Raw genomic sequence first — 21,162 nt, forward strand, 5'->3', positions numbered from 1 at the left:
TTTCAGAACGGAAGCTTACATTACGAATAAGCGATTGTGATATAATGTGTATTCCGGCATGCAGATGAACGATATGTTTGCTTCAAAATACTGAAACGACTGCGGTTTAAAGGAAAAGCTGCTAAAAAGAATTATTAAAGTCTTCTTTATCTGGAAGCAGTAGTTTCATATTTTTTCAATTTTCCGGATAGACCCAATATATGTGCTTAAAAATCCCATAAAAGTCATTTAACATTTTGTTCCACATACATACAATTTAAATAGAGATTGTTACTAGAAAAAGGAGATCTTTATGAGCAAGATTTTATTATCGAATATGACGGTATATGCTGAAGAACGAGTTTTCAAAAATGGATATGTATTAATAGAAAATGGGAAAATTCTTGACGTTGGTCCTCAAGAAAAGCTGGCTGTTACAGACGAACGGGTTGAAAAAATTGAAAGCAAAAACAATTATGCAGTCATTCCTGGTTTTATCGATTTGCATATTCATGGAGCAGCAGGCGCTGATACGATGGATGGAACCGATGAGGCAATTCGCAAAATGGCAGCGGCACTCCCCCGGGAAGGAACGACGAGTTTTTTAGCAACAACGATGACAAGCTCTGAACAGCGGATTGAAGAAGCTCTGATCAATGTAAGAAAGTACATGGAAACAGCGAATGAACCCGGATATGCAGAAGTGTTAGGAGTCCACTTGGAAGGTCCGTTTATTTCCCCTAAAAGAGCAGGGGCGCAGCACTCAGAAAATATTCTCGAACCGAACTTGCAGTTATTTAAAAAATGGCAGCATATGTCCAGCGGAGCGATAAAGCTTGTGACATTGGCGCCTGAAAGAAAAGGTGGAATAGAATTAACCGATTATTTAAAACAAACAGGAGTTGTCGCCTCCATCGGGCATTCAGATGCTTCTTATGCTGAAGCTGCTAAAAGCATACAAGCTGGCATTACCCATGCAACCCATTTATTTAATGGAATGAGCGGATTGCACCATCGCAAGCCGGGAGCTGCTCTAGCAGTGCTCATGCATGATGAGGTGTTGTGCGAAATTATCGCAGATGGCATTCATGTGTGTCCGGAAATGGTGAAATTTGCTTATCAAAATAAAGGAAATGACGGGCTTATTTTAATCACGGATGCAATGAGAGCGAAATGCCTCGGTAAAGGAATCTATGAACTTGGAGGCCAAGAAGTCCGAGTGAATGAAGATCGGGCAGTTTTGCGGGATGGGACGCTGGCAGGAAGTATTTTGAAGCTGAACGATGCAGCCAAAAACATGATGGCTTACACCGGATGTACGCTTCAAGACATTATTCAAATGGCAGCCGTTAACCCTGCTAAACAAATAAACGTTTATGATCGCAAAGGAAGCATTGCAAAAGGAAAAGATGCTGACTTAGTTGTTTTAAATGACCGCCTTGAAGTAGTAATGACATTTTGCCGCGGAAAACTTACCTATTCACAACAAGAAATGTGAATGATGCTATTGCTGCCAGCGAAAGATTACGGTGATATGAGCATGAAAGCAGCACAAATGATTAGGTAAACAAGAACTGAATTTTGTTAAAATGATCCGTTTTTAAAACAGCTTCCTTTTCCATCGTTTCAATAGTTTGATTTAAAGCATCTTGATCTAAACATATCATAAGCTCTGAACCCCTTGTTTCAGCAATAATCAGTCAGTCTGGATTATTCCGTAATGACGCTTTGATCTATTTTTCATAGGATTATCTTGTTTTCCCTTGATTTCCGGTTAGAGTTCTCCAAACTGATTATATTTTACTGGATACAATTCTTTTACACGGCTATCATAGTGTAAATGTCAAAATAAGAATGCACAATTTTGATTGTAAAGTGATGTACAAAAATGATTTTATGGATAATTATGTTATTAAGTGGTGGATAGTAATAACTTGACATGGAGCCTCTACGGGCATGACTTACGTACGAGCCAAGAAGCCAGCAATATCAATAGCTGGCTCCGCCTAACAAGGCTATCATACCCGCCTCTCCATGTAAAATTGCCCTAAGGCAATGAGAGAAACTATATAGCTTTAAACAATCATGTTTGTACATAGTTAAATTAGCATTTCCATCATAGTGTCTTCGACTTTTTTAGCCATAAAAATCCCCTCCTAGGTGTTATATCAAATAGCCTCTTTTTTTACTGTCTACCTGTAGGGGACAATACCATTTCTGATTGAAAAAACACTTCCCTTTTTTCATTTAAAAATATTTATTTTTTCATTTTTTGAAGAGATTCAAAATGTATTGTATAATCTTGTTGATGATTTCCTTTGTAGATGGGTGGAAGTAGTACAAACCTGCAATTGTTGCACCTGCAATTGTTGTCGCACCTGCTACAATAGGAAGAACTTTACCTGCATTGTTCTTTTTTTCTTTCTTTTCGCTGTTTTGTTTTTCATCATCTTTTTTGTCCTCTACTACATTTTCTTCTTCATCATCATTTTCTGCTTTTTGTGTTTCATTTTCCTTTTTGTACCCTAGTTCTTTTGCTTGATCTTCCGTTATTTCCACATAAACACCATCAACAAATGCAAATAATTTTCCATCTTTTTCAACGACTTTTGCGCCTTTTGCTTTAAGATCTTCTGTTGTCCATGATGTTACTTCTTTTTCATCTGGGATCTTTTTATCTCCTTCTACTTTGTTCATTGCTACGTTAGAAGAAGTTTTGGATTCATGACTGTCATTTTTTGGTGCTGGACTTGCTTGATTTTGCCTTGGCGCTTGACTTTGACTTGTTGCTTGATTTTGATTTGTTGCTCGATTTGGCTTTTGTGTTTGATTTTGCTTTGGTGTTTGATTTGACTTTTGAGTTTGATTTGGCTTTTGTGTTTGATTTTGACTTGTTGCTTGATTTGGCTTTTGTGTTGGCTTTGGATTTTGCGCTGGTTTTGGATTTGCTGGCTGTGGTGTTTGGCTTGGCTTTGACGGTTTTTCCACTTCCGGTTTTGGCTCCGGTTTTGGCTCCGGCTTTGGTGCTGGTTCCACTGGCTTTTTTTTTACAACTGTTTTAACCGTCAATTCGTAATTTTCATAGTCACTAACAAATGGTGGCAAAAAAAACGTAACTTTTTGTCCATTTACAACTGGTCCACCGTAAGCTCCCTCTAATGCAAATTGACCACTTACATAGTAACCATAAATGTAACCTTTACAAAGTCCTGTTGCTTGTGCTTTGTTGTTGTAAGTATTGTCTGTCGTAATCGTAATGGAACATTTTCCTGTACCTTTCTTTTCTCCTGCACTTGCAATACTTGGTGATGATGAAAACAAACCGAAAATAAGTCCAGTCGCAACAGTAAATGAAAAAAGTTTTTTCAACATTTTACTTTCCTCCTGTTCGTTTTTGGCTGTGTACGAACAACCTGTTTATTTTTTAGATCGACTGGTTGCAAATGGATTTTTAGCCATCCTATCCATAAACTTGACATTTCCAACATTTTTTCCCTAGCAACCTTTCAGGAAAAAATGCCATTATTCAGTTGTTTCATCATCACACTCAATTCTTAATTCCTTTTCACAACACGTATTAATTCATCTGTGGGATTCTTTCGTTTAGCAACAACTCTGCCTTTTCTATTTTTTACTGTTCTTATTTCGTAATATATATTTTGTAGCCTTTCTAATTTTCCAGTGGCTACATCTCCAATTCCTTGAGAATCGATTCATGCCCTCTTGTTTCCGGGCATCCACCGCCTGTTTAACGATTCGTTCGAGCAGATATTCCGATTTCCTAGTTCCGAGTGATACATCTGTTTTTTTCGATGGAGCAGCAAAGCCTTATTAGGCGGCAGGTTTTCTAACGTTTCCACTACTTCTTCGGATGAATGCCAAACGGCTTCGACAAATGACAGGCAATCTATTTCAACCACTTTCGCACTTCCTCTTCCGCAAGTCCAGTGAGATCGGCAATATCTTTCGCTGCCATTCCTTTCGCCGACATATGCCGGATCATGTTCTTCCGTTCTTCCTCCCGACCTTGCTTTAGCCCTTGTTTCAACCCTTGTTTCAATCCTTTTTCCAACCCTTCCTCCATCCCCGCACGCCGCTCGCCAAGAAGATTGGACAATTGATCCCGCAGCCATTTCAGCCGCATTTCATACGCGTAGCGATTTTCCGAACTGACGCTTAGCTTCTCCCACTCTTCCAATGCTTCGCGAATTTCTTGCTCGTTCATCGCCAACACCTCCAGTTCCTTGAGAATCGTCTCATCGATCTCTTGTTTCCGGGCATCCACCGCTGACAGCATCATTAACCAGGGCCACTCCGAAGATCGCTTCACATCACGTCTATATTTCTTCCATTTTACCATAAATTGTGATAAGTTCTTTTTCCCTTGAAAATAGATCCTAATTATTTTCTAGATGAGTAATCCTTCCTTATTTTTCAAATGGAGGCGGAAATAAAGGCGTTATTTTATTTGACTCGATCGAAATAGCAGACAGGATCTTAGAAGAGGCAAGCATGATCCGTGACTTTCATGCGAAGAAGCATTAGACAAGTTTCATCATATTCCGCATTCCTTTGACTGCATGTACTTATTGAAAGGGAGAGTGTATGAATGGGTACGAAGACTTGCGGCAAATCAAAACACGTATTCAGGCTGTAACAAATATTCTTCTTCATGAATTCATCAGGAAAACTCTTGCATTCTATGAAAATAAATCTCACGACTCAAAAAAATGTTTTCTGCAAGAAAAAATACAGAGTGTTGCAGTATACCTATATCAAAATTATGTATAAATATACATATATGCGATCTATCCATCAAGGGCTTGGCGTGGATCCTCTGTAGCCATGATTCTTTAGTCAAGCGTCAGCTTCAATAATTTTAGCAAAACCTAAAGCTCTCTCCATGTATAGCCCCTTTGCATATCACTGCATATGGATTTTGCAATTCTCTGCCCTTTTATTTTAGAAAAAACAGGAACCCTAATGAACTGGAAGCTGTACTATGAAGTGCCCAGTTATCAAGGATACTAAACTTAGGTTGTGGAAATCCAAATACTGATACCTGAACCATTTGAAATTTAGAGAAATTAAGAACAAAAATAAAAAAATTTTAACTTCTAATCAAGTTTTTTATTTGAACATTTTACATTTTTTTGTTCTAAGAGCCATAAGACTTTCAAAAGAAAAAAGGACTTCACCCCTCATTTGTAGAATTTTTGATGTGACCTAAACACAATAATTCGCTAGGGGGAAGTCACTTTGTACATTCTACAAGAAAGTCTATTTTCCTTTTTGAAGAACTGTAAATTTTAGATTCTAAAGAAAATTTGCCAAATCTTTTTTAGTGTTGATTTACGTCCCTTTGCTAAGCAATTCTTCACCCCAAGGGGGGGCTGAAGGTCATTCTAAGGAAAGGAATTTTAAGAGCTCTTATTGCTGCTCCATTAGAAGGTTTTGATACGTTTACAGCCCTTCGTAACCGATTGGATTAAGACATTCATTCCGTTATCAATGCGGTTTAAATCGGTCGACCTGCACCATCTACCTCTACTTTTAGTACAGTATTTTCCATGAACACACCCAAAAAAATCTAGCAGAAAAAATCTTTATATGATCTTGTCCAGATAGGCCAAGCTGAAGGCGTATCAATGGAGGGCATCAGGCTATCGATAGTGCCGCCATTAACGCCTATGAAAATAACAAGTCTAAAAACAAACAGGCAATGCAAATTGGGGAGCAAAGTTTGATTCTTTTAGCAATAAAATCACTTGGTTTGGCCATAAAGTGCATCTTTCTGTAGATACCATCAGTGAATTACCGATTGCGATCGAAGTAACTCCAACTCATGTAAACGATGGAGAAGTCGATCCAACATTGATCGGAAATGTGACAGATTGTACAAATTTCCAAGTCGAATTCCTGATCATGGATGGTGGATGTAACCAACTTTATGAAAAACCGATTAGTTTCTATCAAATTGAAAATTAACAGATGTTAAAAACTCCCTGCAAAAAGTCTTTTATTTATAAATATCCCCGATTGACAAATATTTCGTTTCCAAATACGGTTCAATGCCTTCCACTCCACCTTCACGGCCGATTCCGCTTTCTTTCATTCCTCCAAAAGGAGCGTGGGCAGCAGATGGAGAGCCGTCATTCCAGCCGATAATTCCGAAATCTAAATGCTCATGCAGATAGATGCCTGTTCTATAGTCATTTGTAAAAAAGTAAGCGGCCAGACCATAAGGCGTGCTGTTTGCAATATTAACAGCTTCTTCTAATTCCTGAAACGTTGTGATTGGCAAAATGGGTCCAAATGTTTCCTCTTGCATAATCTTCATGTTCTCATTGACATTTTTGAGAACCGTCGGATAAACAAAGAAATAGCCTTTTTCCTTATTTGCATTGTATTTATTGCCGCAAAGAACTTCAGCACCTTTACTGATTGCATCGTTGACCTGCGAGACAATCTTATTAAAGCCTTTTTCATTAATAACTGGCCCAATTTGAGTGCCTTTTTCCAAACCATTTCCAACTTTTAATTTTTTAACTTCATTTGTTAATTTTTCAGCAAATTCCTCTACAATGCTTTCATGCACTAGAACTCTGTTTGCACAAATACATGTTTGACCGGCATTTCTGAACTTGGAAGCTATCGTTTGTTCTACCGCCAAATCAATATCAGCATCATGTGCAACAATGACCGGTGCGTGGCCGCCTAATTCCATTGAAACATGTTTAACTGTACTGGCACTGTCTCTGATCAATAATTTTCCTACAGGAGTCGAGCCGGTAAACGTAATTTTTCTGACATATTTGCTTTCCGTAAATATTTTTCCTACCTCACTGCCATAGCCATTCACACATTGAATTACATCCGCTGGTATTCCGGCTTCATGAGCGAGCTCAATCAATTTCATCGTGGTTAACGGGGTATCTTCTGCTGGCTTCACAACGAATGTACATCCAGCTGCCAATGCCGGTGCAGCTTTTCTTGTCATCATTGCGGCTGGAAAATTCCAAGGAGTAATGGCTGCAACCAATCCTACCGGTTGGCGGCTGACAATGATACGTTTGGATTCCGTATTTGCAGGAATTGTTCGTCCATAAAGCCGCTTCGCCTCTTCTGCATACCAATCAATGTAACTAGTTGCATAGTCAACTTCACCCAATGATTCGTGCAAAGGTTTACCGCTTTCCATTGTCATGATCTTTGCAAGATCATCTTTATGTTCTTGGATTTTTTTAGACCAAAGCTTTAATAGTCTCGATCGTTCATGTGCATTTGTTTTGGACCACTTTTGGAAACTTTCATGCCCTCTCCGCAATGCAAGATGAATCTCTTCTTCTGTATCTGCCTTTACTTCCTGGATCAACTCACCTGTTGCAGGATTCGTGACTTTAATCGTCGCTGCCATCAAGGTTTACCTCCCTCTGGGTTTTTCTTTGCCGGGATATAATAATATATAACGCCACTGGTTAATGGATTCCCGGCAATTTTATCCTCAGTTTCTTCACCCAGTTCATTGAGCAAAAGCTTTTTCCAATATGGATAACCCTTTATTTAATTCCTCGTCAGTAATAACCAACGGAGCTAAAAAGCGTATAATATTTCCATCAATACCAGCTGAAAGCAATAAAAGACCATGTTCATTCGCATATTTCAGAATTTGATTCGTTTTCTCTTTATTCGGTCGTTTGTTCTGGCGGTTATCTACGATCTCCACCGCTACCATAGCACCTAAGCGGCGAATTTCCCCTACAAACTCATGTTTCGCTTGTAATTCCAGCAGTTTTTTCTCAATCTTTTGTCCCAGTATTTCTGATTTTGTGAGCAAATCCTCTTCTTCGATGATATCAATGACTGCCAGTGCGGCGGCACAAGCTACAGGATTCCCAGCATACGTCCCACCCAGTTCACCCGGATCGGCAGCATTTAAAATTTCCGCCTTGCCTACTACACCGCTTAAAGGCAACCCGGCAGCCAATGACTTGGAAACAGTAATCAAATCCGGGACAACATCAAAATGTTCAATTGCAAATAATTTGCCTGTACGGCCAAAACCAGTTTGAATTTCATCTGCCACAAAAACAATACCGTGATCATCACAGAAGTCCCTGACAAATTTGACAAATTTCTTCGGTGGGATAATAAAACCGCCTTCCCCTTGAACAGGTTCCATTACGATACAAGCAACCGTTTCAGGTGCCACAGTAGCAGCGAAAAACCTCTTGAATTCTTCAATCGTCCAATCAATATATTGTTCATCTGTCATATGATCCGGTTTTCGGTACAAGTATGGATAAGGAGCTTGATACACTTCTGAAGCAAAAGGACCAAATCCGAATTTATATGGTTTGACTTTGCTCGTCATGCTCAACGTCAGATTCGTTCTTCCATGAAACCCTCTGACAAATGAAACGACCGCTTGTCTGCCTGTAAATTTACGGGACACTTTAACTGCATTTTCAACTGCTTCAGCCCCCGAATTAAAAAGAATTGCTTGTTTATCAAAATTGCCTGGAGTAATCTTGCATAATTTTTCTGCCAGCTTAATGTATCCTTCGTACATGATCACATTAAAACCAGGATGCAAAAATTTATCAACCTGTTCTTTTACCGCAGCCGTTACTTTAGGATGACTATGCCCTACATTTAAAGTTCCGATTGCCCCTGCAAAATCTATCCATTCATTCTGGTCAATGTCTACGATGGTAGCCCCTTTTGCATGATGCGCAATACTTAAATTTCCATTGCTCACCCCTTTAGGAACATACTTTTTCCGTTTAGCTTGCAAGTCTTCCATCGTTGTCGATGATGCCATTTTTTCATTGCCTCCTCAAAATCAATATATATACGAATTATGTCAATTTTCTGTTATAGTGAAAAGAACCAGTTTTCTGATTTTTCAGGTACCAGTAGAAGAGATTGATCATGTTTTTTTCAATAAATACTCTCATTCCAATCATTTTCATTAGGGAATTTCTAAAAACGGTAAATAAATCTATTTTAATGATTCTAACCAAATAAAAATTACCTTCTAAAAGAAAATCAGGGGGAAGTAACATTCGTGCAGTTCCTAGATGAAGAAGCTATTTACGACAATTGAAAGAAAAAGATGTTATGAAGAAAATATTACAAAGTTAAAAATTACAATGTAATTTCCGGTAAATAAAATCATTTATGAAGAAAGGAAGGCTGGCTTTCTCTTTTACATATACCTGCTGATATTTCCATCCTTCCTTTTAAACAATGTTTAACATTAGAATCACAAACAGGAAAAAGAGAATTATTAGTTTTCTTTGTGATTAGCCAGAAATGGCGACGCTTACAAAAGAGAGTGTATATGAACTGAAACGAGTAATGATCGACCTAAGAACATATTCTTCAAACCTGCAGGATAACTTTTATTTCAAAAAGAATTGGTCAGCTAAATTAAACGCTGACTCTTAAAAAAGATTGATTAATTAGTTATTTTAAAATATGGCACAGAAAACATATAGTCCCACCACTTTAAACCAGTAATGACACCGTCGGTAAATTTTTGTCGGCACATTTCTAAAAACGTTATGTTAGGTTTCTTCCTTGTATTTTGTCCCTAACTTAATACCACATTATTTATGAAAAAAACCTCTGGTGTCCGAGTGTTTCACTGACGTCTGTCACTTTCCAATTTACCTAAGCGTTGAGCCAATATAAGGTATTGGCTTGAGCTCGTATTGATATTATTTTTTGTTTGCCAAAAAGATGGCACATCTTCTGACGGATACCACGGATCCTAGCCATCCCTTCAAAACAGACAAAACGAGGCTTAGAATGGTTTTAAAAATGCTTAGAAAGTTACCAAACATGCTTTTGAAAAAGCCTACAAGAAAGTTCTTTTTCATTGATTTTGTTCCACGGTCCAAATATTCTTTTTTATCAAATCCCTTAAGGTTCACTTGATAAATTTCCTGATTTACGCAACAATTTTTTAAACCACACTTAACATCTTGTATCGCCTATATATGAAAAGCTCACGTGAAAGCATTACTTCCTAATTCAGAATCTTTGCTTTACACATAAAGGGAGACTTCCTGTTCAGATTCATAACTCAATTAAGAATTTTATTTATAGGCAGAACTTGTATATCATTTTTGTTACATGCTTCTACGATTGCCTTTGCTAGTTCCGGTGCTCCAGGAGTATCTCCATGAATACAAATCGTATCTGCTTCAATAGAAACCTCTTTTCCATCGTGAGTAATGACTTTTTTATCTTTAATCATTCTAACAACACGATCAGCCATTGCAGCATAGTCCTTTATTTCGGAGCCTTTTCTAGTTAATATAATAGACCCATTTTCCGTATGTTCACGATCCGAATAAGCTTCCTTGGCTACAGGGATACCCATTTTTATTGCTTCTTTCATAAATTCTGAATTATTTAAAGCAAACACAATCATATCCTTTGACACAGCATGGATAGCCTCAAGAATGGCACGTGCCACCTGTTTATCCTCCATTGCCCTCATATACAAAGCTCCATGCGGTTTGCAATGTTGTAATTTTACATCAAAAATGTTTGCAAATTCTCTCAATGCTCCCATTTGATAAATGATATAATCCTTAATTTCCGACGGTGTACAAGCCATTGCGCGTCGGCCGAAACCAAGCAAATCAGGAAATCCGGGATGCACACCAATTCCTACATTATATTTCTTCGCCAATTCAACTGTTTTCCTCATGACATGAGGATCTCCTGCATGAAAACCGCATGCGATATTTGCTGAAGAAATATACTTCATCATTTCTTCATCGTTTCCTTGTTCATAAAGGCCAAAACTTTCACCCATATCGCAATTGATATCTACCTTATACATGTTGATCCCCTCATTTCACTTGTTGATTCAAATTAAAATGATCGAGAAACTTGGTTGTATAATATCCTTTAGCAAACAGATCATTTTGCATAATTTTTTTCAATAATGGCAGATTTGTTTTAATTCCTTGAATTTCGATTTGCTCAAGGACGTGTTTTGTTTTTTCTAGCGAATCTCTTCGATTGCTGCCATGTACAATTATCTTCCCTATCATAGGATCGTAAAATGGAGTAACATGATTCCCTTCTACTACACCGAAATCAAATCTTGCTTGATGAACAGGCAAAGTCAAACGTTCGATCTGCCCGGGAGAAGGAAAGTAAGTGACCGGATCTTCCGCATACAACCGGCACTCAATGGCGTGGCCGTTTCTGTGAATTTGATCTTGTTGCAACGGAAGAGGTTGTTTAGCGGCAATCCGCAGCTGCCATTCAACTAAATCAAGGCTTGTAATTTCTTCAGTTACCGGATGCTCTACTTGCAGCCTTGTATTCATTTCAAGGAAGTAGAAATTTTTATGTTCATCAAAGATAAATTCCATTGTACCTAGATTGGTATATCCTATATGCTTTACTCCCCGAAGTGCTGTTGTTAACAATTTTTCCCTAAGTTCCTCATCAAGAAATGGGGATGGACTTTCTTCAATCACTTTCTGATGTCTTCTTTGTATAGAACATTCTCTTTCAAATAAGTGGACAGTATTGCCATAATGATCGGCAGCTATTTGTACTTCAATATGACGTGGTTCTGAAATCCATTTTTCCAGAAAAATCGTTCCGTCTCCAAAGAAAGATGTTGCTTGTTGCCTCGTTGAGTGAAAGGCTTCTTCCAGTTCTTTATCGTCTCGAACCAGTTTCATCCCGATTCCCCCGCCACCTGCGCTCGCCTTTAACATAAGGGGATAACCAATTTGGTTCGCAATAGATAACGCTTCTTCCACTGAATCCAAACTTCTTTCCGATCCAGGGACTACAGGAACCCCCGCTTCAGACATCTTGATCCGGGCTTCTACTTTGCTTCCCATCAATTTCATTACCTGTGCACTAGGACCAATGAAAACAATACCTTCTTCTTCGCATCTCTTAACGAAATCAGCATTTTCAGATAAGAAACCATATCCAGGATGAATTGCTTCCGCTTTTGTTTCTTTTGCTGCCCGGATTATGCTTTCCATATTCAGATAACTCTTCTTTACTTGGCTTTCTCCAATGTAAACTGCTTCAGCTGCTTCCTTTACAAACGGTGCATCCGCATCTGCATCAGAATATACTGCAACGGTTTGAATGCCCATCCGATTGCAAGTTTTGATAATTCTTCTGGCAATTTCTCCACGGTTAGCGATTAATACTTTTTTGAAAAGACTCATTGATTTGTTTGTTCACCCCATTCTTTCACTTTTCTTCTTTAATCACTGCTATCTCTTGTCCGGCATTAATTGGTTCTTCATTTGAAACTAAAAATCTATCAATAATTCCATCTTTTTCTGCCTTTATTTCGTAATAAGTTTTCATGACTTCAACTAATCCTATAACATCTCCTGCCTTAATACGGTCACCTTCCTTAACAAATTCATCTTCTTCAGGCGACGGTTTTCGATAAAATATTCCAGGGATCGCAGATACAATGATACTTTCCATATTAGATTCCTCCAATTTAACAAAGTTGTTGTTTTATTTGATTTAATATATTTTTTATTTCTTTTCTTGCTGAAAGGGCTTCTTCGATATCAACAGCCACAAATCTTACGGATTCATTTGTTTTGACTTGTGCCAATTTGTTTAAATCGGCGCTTATGATTGTACCAATTGTAGCGTATCCTCCGCCTGTAACGGCATCATTTAATAATGCAATTGGTTCAATACCATCTGGCACTTGAATGGATCCAATCGGATAACCTAAATCGACTACGTTCGAAGGGTTGCTTCCAGCCCCAAACGGCTGTTTGCGTTCAACAAAATTCAAACGTTCCCCTCTGAAGCGATAGCCCACCCGATTTGCTTCTGTTGAAACAGTCCAATCAATGGAAAAAAAGCGTTCCTTACTCTCCTCCGTTAAACGATAACTGCATAACCCCAAAACAACGCGGATTTCATGTTGATTTGAAAATTGCGGAATAAATGAATCGTCAATGCGTGCCCCAATTTTTGCAGGGCGTATATTTTCATTTCCTATTTTAAGTATGTCATTTTCTTGCAGTTGTCTCCCATCCAGCCCCCCTATGCCGCATAGCGTGTATGTAGAACGCGAGCCCATTACTAAAGGAACATCAAAACCGCCCGCTACAGCGAGGTATACTCTTGCGCCATTTTTGACAAAATCAAAAGAAAGTTGATCCCCAGCTTTAACAGCCAAAGCTTCCCACATTGGAACGGATTGTCCATTTATTTTTGGAGGAATTTCCCCGCCGGTTAGAGCAATAATGGCATCTTCTTGAAATTCAAGAGTTGGCCCCATGTATGTGATTTCCAATGCAGCAGCATTTTCATTATTACCGACAAGTAAATTGCCTACAATGTAAGAGAACTTATCCATCGCACCTGACGGAGGCATTCCAACTTCATAGTAGCCAATACGGCCATTGTCCTGAATAGTCGTTTGCAGTCCGGGGGTTATGACTTTTATCATGAATACAACCTCCTTAACACATCTTCAGAAAATGCTTTAGGATCCTCTAGTACTTTTTTTGTTGAAAACGTAATATCCTTCGTCAAATAGCGGAAGGTTCCATCATTTACTTTTTTACGAATTTCCTCATACTCTTCCATGGTGATACTGCGGTATCTAAATATATCTCCTTGTTTTGGGAAAGTCATTGAATCTTTAAAATCATGATTGCGCTGTTCTTTCTCGAAGATGGGGGCTGCCGCAATACCAAATAATTGATATCCTCCTGCCCCTTGAACTGGATATATAACAGCAAACGCTCCACCAAAACCAAATGCCCGCTCGGGAGTATATGTCCGGGGCCGAACATATTTCGGTACTTCTATTTGCTGCTCACGAGGCACCATTTGATAACACCATGGAAGCCCCGGCACAAATCCAATCATCGATACAATAAAAGGGAAATCAGTTATTGCTTTTATTAAATCTTCTTTCGATTTGAAACCATTGATACGTGCAGCATATTCCAAGTCGGTTGATGAGGGATCTTGATGCCTGTCCCTAAAACGCATTAATGCCTCGTGTGTCCATGGATCATCAAATAGGATGGGGACATCTACAACACGTGAAGATATTTCAATGTCATCAGAAGAAACAGATTCCTCTAGTTCTCTCAATTTTGAAATCAAATCGTTCGGATGGGTACGATCTGGATCGAAACGAATCATATACGAAGAATTCGATGGACAAATATCTATTATTCCTGGAAGTCTCTCCTCCTTTAATCGATTCGTAATAGCCATTGCTTTAAAGTTTACTTCCAAACTCATCTCTTCACTTAATTCGACAAATATAAATTCGTCGCCACCATATTCATAACGAGTCATTTTCACACCACCTCTTACTTTCATAGTTTAAAATATATATAATTCCGTTAAATGAAATATTTTTTACCAAACCTTTTTCCACAGCAAATTAGTAAACACTCATTAATTTATTTTATCTCCGGCTCTATGCCATTGACCCACCTTTACTCCCAATACAGGAATTTCTATCCCTCAACTTGAAACAACAAACTGTGTTAAAAGGTCTATAAATTTCCATCAATACCGTCAGAAATAAAAAGTCACATTCATTCGGGTATTTCAGAATTTGGTTCGTTTTTTTTATGGTCCGTGTGGTCTTCAATAATCTCCGCCGCTACTATAGGATGTATGCCGCGAATTTCCCTTCATCTATTATGTTCCACTTGTCATTCCAGCAGTTTTTTCAAGTATTTCAGAAATTGGGAGCAAATTCTCCTTTTCAACGATACCCATCATCGCCAATGAAAGAGCACATGCTGACGGATTTCCGGCATGCGTTTCACCCAGTACGGGCAGCCTTTCAAATTCCCGTCTTGCCTGCTACACTGCTTAATAACCCGCAGCCGACGACTTGGAAACGATCATCAAAATCCGGGACAATATCAAATGTTTGATCCATATTTATATTGCTCAGCTTCTCATACCGAACGTTATATCGTTTCTTCCGTAAAACCCTTCGGCAAATAGGACGACTGCTTAATAGGCACAATTTCCGTGAAACCGCTTGAAACATTTCTTCCGATTAGTTTACAGCCCTTCAGTCGTCAATATTCCTAACATTCAATGTTGTCCTCCTTTACATTACTTTTTAATAATATTATGATAAATATATTAAAAGAAAAGTACCAGTTTTCTGATTTTTCAGGTACCAGAGGGAGAGATAGATCATGATATTTTTTCAAATAGATAAAAAGGATAAGTCAAATCATATCTATCAACAAATTTATAAATCGTTAAAAGAAGCGATTTTAGAGAGAAAGATCCCTACCAATGAGAAATTGCCTTCCAAAAGAAAATTAGCAGAAAAATTAGGAGTGAGCATTAATTCGGTTTCAAATGCGTACGAGCAGCTCCTGGCTGAAGGATATATTTACGCAATTGAAAGAAAAGGCTACTATGTGGAAAATATTACACAGTTCAACAATCAAAAAGAGGCTAAAATGAACTTTCCAGATGATTTAAAAGAAGAATTCTCCAAGAAAGATGAGGGATGGCTTTCCTTATCACATATGACGGCTGACATCTCCATGTTCCCGTTTAAAGAATGGATGAAGTGTGAAAAAATAGCAATAAAAAATCACAAAAACGAACTTTCGGACATTTCTCATCCTCAAGGTCCTTACCTTGTGAGAAAAACCATCTCGCGTATGATTGCGCTTACACGCGGTGTTAAATGCGAACCAGAACAAGTGATTATCGGCCCCGGGACACAGCCCTTGTTACGTCAAGTGTTGGGCATGCAGAGGGAAAATATAAAAGCTGCAATTGAGAACCCTGGGTATTCTCGCATCTACCAATTATTAAAAGATATGAATTTTGAAGTTTTTCCAATCGATCTTGATAAAAAAGGAATAGACATCAAGAAAGTGGAAGCTTTGAATCCACATTTCCTTTTTATCACCCCGTCACACCAATTCCCGACCGGAATCATTATGCCTATTTCAAGAAGAATTGAACTTTTGAATTGGGCCTCGGCTTCTGAAGGAAGGTATATTGTAGAAGACGATTACGATAGCGAATTTAAATACGGAACGGACAATATTCCGTCGCTGCAAAGCCTAGATCGGAATCAACGCGTGATTTATGCAGGAACATTCTCCAAAACGATCATGCCGAGTTTCCGAATCAGTTATCTCGTTTTGCCTACCGATTTATTAAGAGAGTACAAAAGACATTTTTCATATTGGATACAGGGAAGCAATACACTGAATTTATTTACGCTTCACTATTTTATTGAAAGCGGCGAGTACGCAAAACACGTCAAGCGCATGAACAATCACTATGAGATGAAAAGAGAAAACCTGATTAAGGAATTGAAATGGAAATTTCGAAATGGCATTAAGATTAAAAATGTGCCGGCAGGACTTCATTTCATTGCGGAATTCAAAACAGATAAAGGGTATAAAGAAATTGAAGAAAGAGCAAAAAAAGAAAAACTTGAAATATACTCCATGAAGAGGTTCAATTTACTAGGCAATATCGAAGAAGGAAAAAAAATTATTTTGGTTATCGGATTTGCCAATATAAAAAATGAAGACATACCAGTTGCCGTAGATAGATTGTACCGTGTTATTTATTAACTTTACATCGGACGAATAACCGCTTTAGGAACAATGCCATAATGTTTTAAAATGATTCATCTTGGATAAGAATGCTCAATTTCTATTTTCCGCTGTGACCTTTCCCCTTTCACTTATAATATCTGTCCGTAGTTAAAAGAGAACTATCAGCTTTTATACGCACAACCCATTTAAGAGCAAAAGAAATGATTTTATTTAAAATTTTTCGATCTGGCATGACTCATGGGGAAGGTTCTTAAAAGCCTTTTTCCCACTAGTCATGCTAGAAAACGAAGCACACAACCGAAAAAACTACCTCTTCTTTTAATTCTCTTTTACCTCAATCTCTTATCTTGTCAAATCCTCAATAAATTCACTAACGAAATATTTTCTATTTGCTTTCCTTTATCCTCTCCCGAAAATATCTCCTTACATCTACAACGGTTATGATTCACTCATAAGCCGGCTAAGTCGACTAATTGCCATAGATCTACATCACGAAACATTTTTATATCCCTATTTCTTGCTAGCTGTACAAAATTCTGTGCAAAGACGCCGTTCACCACTGTCAGCCTTTCCAAAATATTCATCAACATTTACAAAAATGGAACCATCATTCCGGGTCGGGAGAGATAGAGGACAAAAGCTAAAATAACAATAAGGAAACTTACCTCAAAGTGAAACTAGGCTATAATGAATGGTAGCAGAAACAAATGAGATGGGTGGATTGATAACATGAAAATAAAAACATTATTGATTGCTCCCTACCCCGGTTTAAAAGAATTAGCCTTAACTCTCGGTAAAGAACAACAATCCCTGGACATTACATATGAAAATAAATCTCGTGACTCAAAAAACTGTTTTCTGCAAGAAAAAAAACAGAGTGTTGCAGTATACCTATATCAAAATTATGTATAAATATACATATATGCGATCTATCCATCAAGGGCTTGGTTTCAATGGAATTAGGCGGACACGCACCGGTCATTGTTGCACATGATGCTGATAATGACTTGGCGGTAGAACAAACGATAGCTTCCAAGTTCAGAAATGCCGGTCAAACATGTATTTGTGCAAACAGAGTTCTAGTGCATGAAAGCATTGTAGAGGAATTTAACAAATGAAGTTAAAAAATTAAAAGTTGGAAATGGTTTGGAAAAAGGCACTCAAATTGGACCAGTTATTAATGAAAAAGGCTTTCATAAGATTGTCTCGCAGGTCAACGATGCAATCAGTAAAGGTGCTGAAGTTCTTTGCGGCAATAAATACAATGCAAATAAGGAAAAAGGCTATTTCTTTGTTTATCCTACGGTTCTCAAAAATGTCAATGAAAACATGAAGATTATGAAGAGGAAACATTTGGACCTATTTTGCCAATCACAACGTTTCAGGTATTAGAAGAAGCTGTTAATATTGCAAACAGCACGCCTTATTGTCTGAACGCTTACTTTTTTATAAATGACTACATGTTTAACCGTACTGGCACTGTCTGCTATTCCATCACTTTTCAATCAACGAGTGTTGGGAAAAGAACAACAGCTCTGAAGCAACTTATTCCATTCAAAGAATTTTATAGGTAAAGATGACCTTTTTATCTGTATTCAATCAGAAAATCTTACACCCCAAAAATACAGAGACACTATCTAGGCTTAACCTTTCAATGCAAAATAAAAAGTTAGCAAAAACTAAGATCAAAATTAAGATTAAAAAAATTCCGATTGCTAGACAGTGAATTGGATGAAGCCTGGCAAGCATCAACGATTAATGAACAATTTTCTTGCGACAGATCCAATAACTTATCTTAGAAATACAACTATGTTTTAAGGATAATTGTTGCAGTCAATATCGTTTGTGTAAGAGGATGGGAGTAAATCACTCCCCTCCTACTCAAAATATGAAATCCACTAAAATGTTGTTTTTTCTACTTCTTTACTTGTCATGTAATCATCATTGGCAGAAGAAAAATCATTTTCTTCATCCTTAACAATCCAAGTTTTTTTGTTTTCATCGTACTCCAATGTAATAATTTTTTCGGTATAGTCTTCCTTCATTTCAGAATCTATAAATTCGTAAACTTCCCTTGTTCGATCGTGAAATTCAACAGGAATATGAATCAAATGACTTCCTCCACTCGCATTTTCATAAGTGACAGCTGAAAAATCTATTCTTGTACCAAGGGCTTTTCCTTCAAAATAGTTCTTTGAATCGTAGTTAGCAATTATTTCAGCATATGATTTTTTAAGGTTTTCAGATACACCTTTGAGATTATTCACGTCTCTGGTTGCCTTGGCTGCGATTCTATTTTTAGCAAAGTCGTTAATAATAGCCTTAATATTTTCTTTAACCTCATCATTTACAATTGGATTAGGAGTGAGATCATAACTGCTTGATGAACTGGTGTTTACCTTAACCTCTTTACTTCTGCCTTCACCCCAAGGAAACTCAACCAATCCTTGTAATGCTATTCCGTCCTTAACAGGGCCAAAAGAAGAATATTCATCAATCTGTTGTCCTGTTTTTTTCCCATTCACCACTAATTCAGTATTAGGTACTGAAGAAGTGATATTTACTGTCTGTCCAGAAAAATCGAGACTTGCTGTTCCTTCGAAATCTTCAAAATCGAATAAAATCAATTTGTCCTCGTCACTTACTGTGATATACTCAAAATCTTTTTTTCCTTTTACCTCATACACGCCCGGGCCATAGTAGCCTAACACCTTAGAACTTTTATTGTTCATATCAATTTTTTCCCCATTAAAAGTAACAGTCGCGCCTTTATCAGCTTTAATTTCTACTTTATATCCCCTAGCCTTTATAGAATATTTATCTCCAAAAAGTCCTTTTTCTCTTGCTATAAAAAACGGCCCCACATTAGAAATGGAGTCTCCTGGATATATCTGAGAAATCATATTATTTGCCGCTCCGTTAGATTCATAATAACTAGCTTGAGCATTTAAGAGCATCACTAAGTCATCAAAATCGGAATTATCTTCTTTTAAATATGTAATGATGCTTTGGGCATCCTTTTCATTCCATGACACCTCATCATTTTCAGGCTTGACTAATCTCACTAAACCCTTGGCATCATTGCTTTGAACCTTTTCCTGAAACTCTTTCACCAAATCAGACGGTGAAGCAGAACGACCAAAAATAAAAAATAAAATAACAATAAATGCAACTACTATTACACCTGCGTATAATAGATTTTTCTTTTTCAATGGTAGACTGCTCCTTTCTACTATACTATGTTTTCCTCGGACACTTTCGGTAACAATATGGAGCTGCCGCACTATGATCCATATGGGCATGGGTAATAATCAATGCGTCAATATCTTCCCACTTTACATTTAATCGATCTAGGGGATATAGTCAGGAAGAACATTTCCTTCACCTATATGAAATCCGGCGTCTAACAAAATATGATGATCTTCTACCGACACAAGTATAGATGAACCACCGATCTTTTCTCTCCCACCTAACACAGTCACCCTCACCTAGTCCAGGAACGGCTCTCATGACCGTCCTTACCTTCTCTAGTCGATGAAAAATACGAACAAGCTTCCTCCAAATCGGCATAGTGAGTAAAATTATAGCGCAATAAATCGTAACTTCCAATCCCGTTAATCATATCAGACAGTTTCATTGCGAGCCGATGGCTATGGAATTTCTTCACCTTCTCAGCTCCCTGAAGGGAAATAGCTTCACTGACGATGAGCTTACCATAAATAATATAAAGAAACTGTTTCTCTGCTAAAAACGGATGAACAAAGGTTTGCTGACAAAACTGCCGCAATTCCTCCTTTGTAATCTTCCGCTGATACATTTTTTGTGTGGTCAAAAAAAGCCCCAGCTTTCTTCGCAAAGACGCAAGGTCAAATTCCGCAAAGTATCATTTCCCCACCATTCCTCCAACAAATCCAGCTTTACTGAACGGACAAACAATTCATTCGCCTTTTCTGACCATCAGGCTACAAAAACAACAGCTCGCGCAAATGAAAACGGGCCTGCGGGAAAATTCCCACCTCCATCTCCTAAAAAAAAAGGAACAGAACAACCCCCATACTGTAACTTAGGAAATTTTTCAATGAATGAATCAGTCTTTTTTCCCCCTTCTCTTTTATTAATTTTAATTTTTTCCGTATTGATATGTTTAAACTTTTCCCTTTTTAAACTTTCAGAAACTATTTCTAATAAAGCAGCTTTCTCTTTTTCAAATGCCAATCACCAATACCCCCTTGTATTTTTAACATTTTTTTCGAGCATCGATTGAAAGAATCTCATTTCAACTGCATTTATTAATATTTCTATTATTAAATATCGGTATGTTTAAAAAATTATTTATATTGGAAAATCTATTTGTTCCTCACCATCAAGAGAAAGAAAATCGTACACTTAAACATCTTTTGAAAACCTAAAAAATTATAACGTCAAGACAACCTATATTTTGTTGAGTCAAAATAAAAATTGATGATGTATAAAATTTTGTGTAAAGCATTTTGCTAGACCAAAAGAAAAAGGTAGGGTATTCTCTGATTTGCCCAACATTACAGAGAAAGGAGAACCCTACCTATGT

At 37.6% G+C, this 21,162-nt stretch carries 19 protein-coding genes and 1 pseudogene; 5 read left to right on the plus strand and 15 right to left on the minus strand.

Features of this window, described 5'->3' with window-relative positions; genetic code table 11:
- Nucleotides 1-292: 292 nt before the first annotated feature.
- The gene (gene nagA / locus NSQ71_RS16935) at nucleotides 293-1,477 is read left to right on the plus strand and encodes an N-acetylglucosamine-6-phosphate deacetylase (RefSeq protein ID WP_340734288.1); all 1,185 of its coding nucleotides are present in this window, start codon (nucleotides 293-295) and stop codon (nucleotides 1,475-1,477) included.
- A 767-nt stretch (nucleotides 1,478-2,244) separates the two neighbouring features.
- Here nagA and NSQ71_RS16940 read toward each other — a convergent pair.
- The 3 genes from NSQ71_RS16940 to NSQ71_RS16950 all read right to left on the minus strand — a co-directional run bounded on the left by NSQ71_RS16940 (nucleotide 2,245) and on the right by NSQ71_RS16950 (nucleotide 4,279).
- Nucleotides 2,245-3,351, minus strand: a complete 1,107-nt coding sequence (locus NSQ71_RS16940) for a hypothetical protein (protein WP_340734289.1) — start codon at nucleotides 3,349-3,351, stop codon at nucleotides 2,245-2,247.
- Between the two features lie 341 nt (nucleotides 3,352-3,692).
- The gene (locus tag NSQ71_RS16945) at nucleotides 3,693-3,899 is read right to left on the minus strand and encodes a hypothetical protein (protein ID WP_340734290.1); all 207 of its coding nucleotides are present in this window, start codon (nucleotides 3,897-3,899) and stop codon (nucleotides 3,693-3,695) included.
- Entirely contained in the window at nucleotides 3,887-4,279 is a 393-nt protein-coding gene (locus NSQ71_RS16950) for an Rpn family recombination-promoting nuclease/putative transposase (protein WP_327873706.1), read from the minus strand. The genes NSQ71_RS16945 and NSQ71_RS16950 overlap by 13 nt, the downstream gene beginning before the upstream one ends.
- A gap of 1,484 nt (nucleotides 4,280-5,763) precedes the next feature.
- Between NSQ71_RS16950 and NSQ71_RS16955 the strand changes: the two genes are divergently transcribed.
- Nucleotides 5,764-5,967, plus strand: coding sequence for a hypothetical protein (locus NSQ71_RS16955; RefSeq protein WP_340734291.1), 204 nt, complete (start codon nucleotides 5,764-5,766; stop codon nucleotides 5,965-5,967).
- Between the two features lie 31 nt (nucleotides 5,968-5,998).
- Here NSQ71_RS16955 and NSQ71_RS16960 read toward each other — a convergent pair whose 3' ends face one another.
- The 7 genes from NSQ71_RS16960 to NSQ71_RS16990 form a co-directional block, all read right to left on the minus strand.
- Nucleotides 5,999-7,396, minus strand: coding sequence for an NAD-dependent succinate-semialdehyde dehydrogenase (locus NSQ71_RS16960; RefSeq protein WP_340734292.1), 1,398 nt, complete (start codon nucleotides 7,394-7,396; stop codon nucleotides 5,999-6,001).
- Between the two features lie 105 nt (nucleotides 7,397-7,501).
- Entirely contained in the window at nucleotides 7,502-8,803 is a 1,302-nt protein-coding gene (gabT, locus tag NSQ71_RS16965; RefSeq protein ID WP_066248811.1) for a 4-aminobutyrate--2-oxoglutarate transaminase, read from the minus strand.
- A 1,269-nt stretch (nucleotides 8,804-10,072) separates the two neighbouring features.
- Complete coding sequence (locus NSQ71_RS16970; protein WP_130157662.1) at nucleotides 10,073-10,840, minus strand: LamB/YcsF family protein; 768 nt, start codon at nucleotides 10,838-10,840, stop codon at nucleotides 10,073-10,075.
- Between the two features lie 10 nt (nucleotides 10,841-10,850).
- On the minus strand, nucleotides 10,851-12,206 hold the full coding sequence (locus NSQ71_RS16975) for an acetyl-CoA carboxylase biotin carboxylase subunit (protein ID WP_340734293.1): 1,356 nt from the start codon (nucleotides 12,204-12,206) through the stop codon (nucleotides 10,851-10,853).
- A 25-nt stretch (nucleotides 12,207-12,231) separates the two neighbouring features.
- Entirely contained in the window at nucleotides 12,232-12,477 is a 246-nt protein-coding gene (locus tag NSQ71_RS16980) for an acetyl-CoA carboxylase (RefSeq protein ID WP_066248799.1), read from the minus strand.
- A 16-nt stretch (nucleotides 12,478-12,493) separates the two neighbouring features.
- Nucleotides 12,494-13,465 (minus strand): 5-oxoprolinase subunit C family protein, encoded by a 972-nt coding sequence (locus tag NSQ71_RS16985; protein WP_117017413.1) that lies wholly within the window; start codon nucleotides 13,463-13,465, stop codon nucleotides 12,494-12,496.
- Complete coding sequence (locus NSQ71_RS16990; protein WP_117017414.1) at nucleotides 13,462-14,331, minus strand: 5-oxoprolinase subunit B family protein; 870 nt, start codon at nucleotides 14,329-14,331, stop codon at nucleotides 13,462-13,464. The genes NSQ71_RS16985 and NSQ71_RS16990 overlap by 4 nt, the downstream gene beginning before the upstream one ends.
- Nucleotides 14,332-15,194: 863 nt before the next feature.
- On the opposite strand from NSQ71_RS16990, the gene gabR reads away from it, so the two are divergent.
- From gabR to NSQ71_RS17005, 3 genes and pseudogenes are all read left to right on the plus strand, one after another.
- The gene (gene gabR, locus NSQ71_RS16995) at nucleotides 15,195-16,610 is read left to right on the plus strand and encodes a MocR-like transcriptional regulator GabR (RefSeq protein ID WP_445684714.1); all 1,416 of its coding nucleotides are present in this window, start codon (nucleotides 15,195-15,197) and stop codon (nucleotides 16,608-16,610) included.
- Nucleotides 16,611-17,324: 714 nt separating this feature from the next.
- On the plus strand, nucleotides 17,325-17,507 hold the full coding sequence (locus NSQ71_RS17000) for a hypothetical protein (RefSeq protein WP_340734294.1): 183 nt from the start codon (nucleotides 17,325-17,327) through the stop codon (nucleotides 17,505-17,507).
- A 41-nt stretch (nucleotides 17,508-17,548) separates the two neighbouring features.
- Nucleotides 17,549-18,169, plus strand: a pseudogene (locus NSQ71_RS17005) (aldehyde dehydrogenase family protein).
- Nucleotides 18,170-18,493: 324 nt separating this feature from the next.
- Here the strand turns inward: NSQ71_RS17005 and NSQ71_RS17010 are convergent.
- The 5 genes from NSQ71_RS17010 to NSQ71_RS17025 all read right to left on the minus strand — a co-directional run bounded on the left by NSQ71_RS17010 (nucleotide 18,494) and on the right by NSQ71_RS17025 (nucleotide 20,810).
- Nucleotides 18,494-19,807, minus strand: a complete 1,314-nt coding sequence (locus tag NSQ71_RS17010) for a TcaA 3rd/4th domain-containing protein (protein WP_340734295.1) — start codon at nucleotides 19,805-19,807, stop codon at nucleotides 18,494-18,496.
- Between the two features lie 25 nt (nucleotides 19,808-19,832).
- The gene (locus tag NSQ71_RS18645) at nucleotides 19,833-19,910 is read right to left on the minus strand and encodes a hypothetical protein (RefSeq protein ID WP_445684715.1); all 78 of its coding nucleotides are present in this window, start codon (nucleotides 19,908-19,910) and stop codon (nucleotides 19,833-19,835) included.
- Nucleotides 19,911-19,945: 35 nt separating this feature from the next.
- Nucleotides 19,946-20,071 carry a hypothetical protein gene (locus NSQ71_RS17015; protein ID WP_340734296.1) on the minus strand — a complete coding sequence of 42 codons (126 nt, stop codon included), beginning with the start codon at nucleotides 20,069-20,071 and terminating at the stop codon, nucleotides 19,946-19,948.
- A gap of 8 nt (nucleotides 20,072-20,079) precedes the next feature.
- Nucleotides 20,080-20,427 (minus strand): hypothetical protein, encoded by a 348-nt coding sequence (locus NSQ71_RS17020; protein WP_340734297.1) that lies wholly within the window; start codon nucleotides 20,425-20,427, stop codon nucleotides 20,080-20,082.
- A gap of 125 nt (nucleotides 20,428-20,552) precedes the next feature.
- Nucleotides 20,553-20,810, minus strand: a complete 258-nt coding sequence (locus tag NSQ71_RS17025; RefSeq protein ID WP_340734298.1) for a hypothetical protein — start codon at nucleotides 20,808-20,810, stop codon at nucleotides 20,553-20,555.
- Between the last annotated feature and the right edge of the window lie 352 nt (nucleotides 20,811-21,162).

The sequence above is a fragment of the Aeribacillus sp. FSL M8-0235 genome (genome assembly GCF_038000355.1).
In the GTDB taxonomy this organism is placed as follows: Bacteria; Bacillota; Bacilli; order Bacillales; family Aeribacillaceae; genus Aeribacillus; species Aeribacillus composti.

Coding starts and splice junctions, on each gene's coding strand:
- NSQ71_RS16980 (WP_066248799.1), bottom strand. CDS start 12,477: ATGGAAAGTATCATTGTATCTGCGATCCCTGGAATATTTTATCGAAAA.
- NSQ71_RS16975 (WP_340734293.1), bottom strand. CDS start 12,206: ATGAGTCTTTTCAAAAAAGTATTAATCGCTAACCGTGGAGAAATTGCC.
- NSQ71_RS16970 (WP_130157662.1), bottom strand. CDS start 10,840: ATGTATAAGGTAGATATCAATTGCGATATGGGTGAAAGTTTTGGCCTT.
- NSQ71_RS16940 (WP_340734289.1), bottom strand. CDS start 3,351: ATGTTGAAAAAACTTTTTTCATTTACTGTTGCGACTGGACTTATTTTC.
- NSQ71_RS16985 (WP_117017413.1), bottom strand. CDS start 13,465: ATGATAAAAGTCATAACCCCCGGACTGCAAACGACTATTCAGGACAAT.
- gabT (WP_066248811.1), bottom strand. CDS start 8,803: ATGGCATCATCGACAACGATGGAAGACTTGCAAGCTAAACGGAAAAAG.
- nagA (WP_340734288.1), top strand. CDS start 293: ATGAGCAAGATTTTATTATCGAATATGACGGTATATGCTGAAGAACGA.
- NSQ71_RS16960 (WP_340734292.1), bottom strand. CDS start 7,396: ATGGCAGCGACGATTAAAGTCACGAATCCTGCAACAGGTGAGTTGATC.
- NSQ71_RS17000 (WP_340734294.1), top strand. CDS start 17,325: ATGAAAATAAAAACATTATTGATTGCTCCCTACCCCGGTTTAAAAGAA.
- NSQ71_RS16950 (WP_327873706.1), bottom strand. CDS start 4,279: ATGATGCTGTCAGCGGTGGATGCCCGGAAACAAGAGATCGATGAGACG.
- NSQ71_RS16990 (WP_117017414.1), bottom strand. CDS start 14,331: ATGACTCGTTATGAATATGGTGGCGACGAATTTATATTTGTCGAATTA.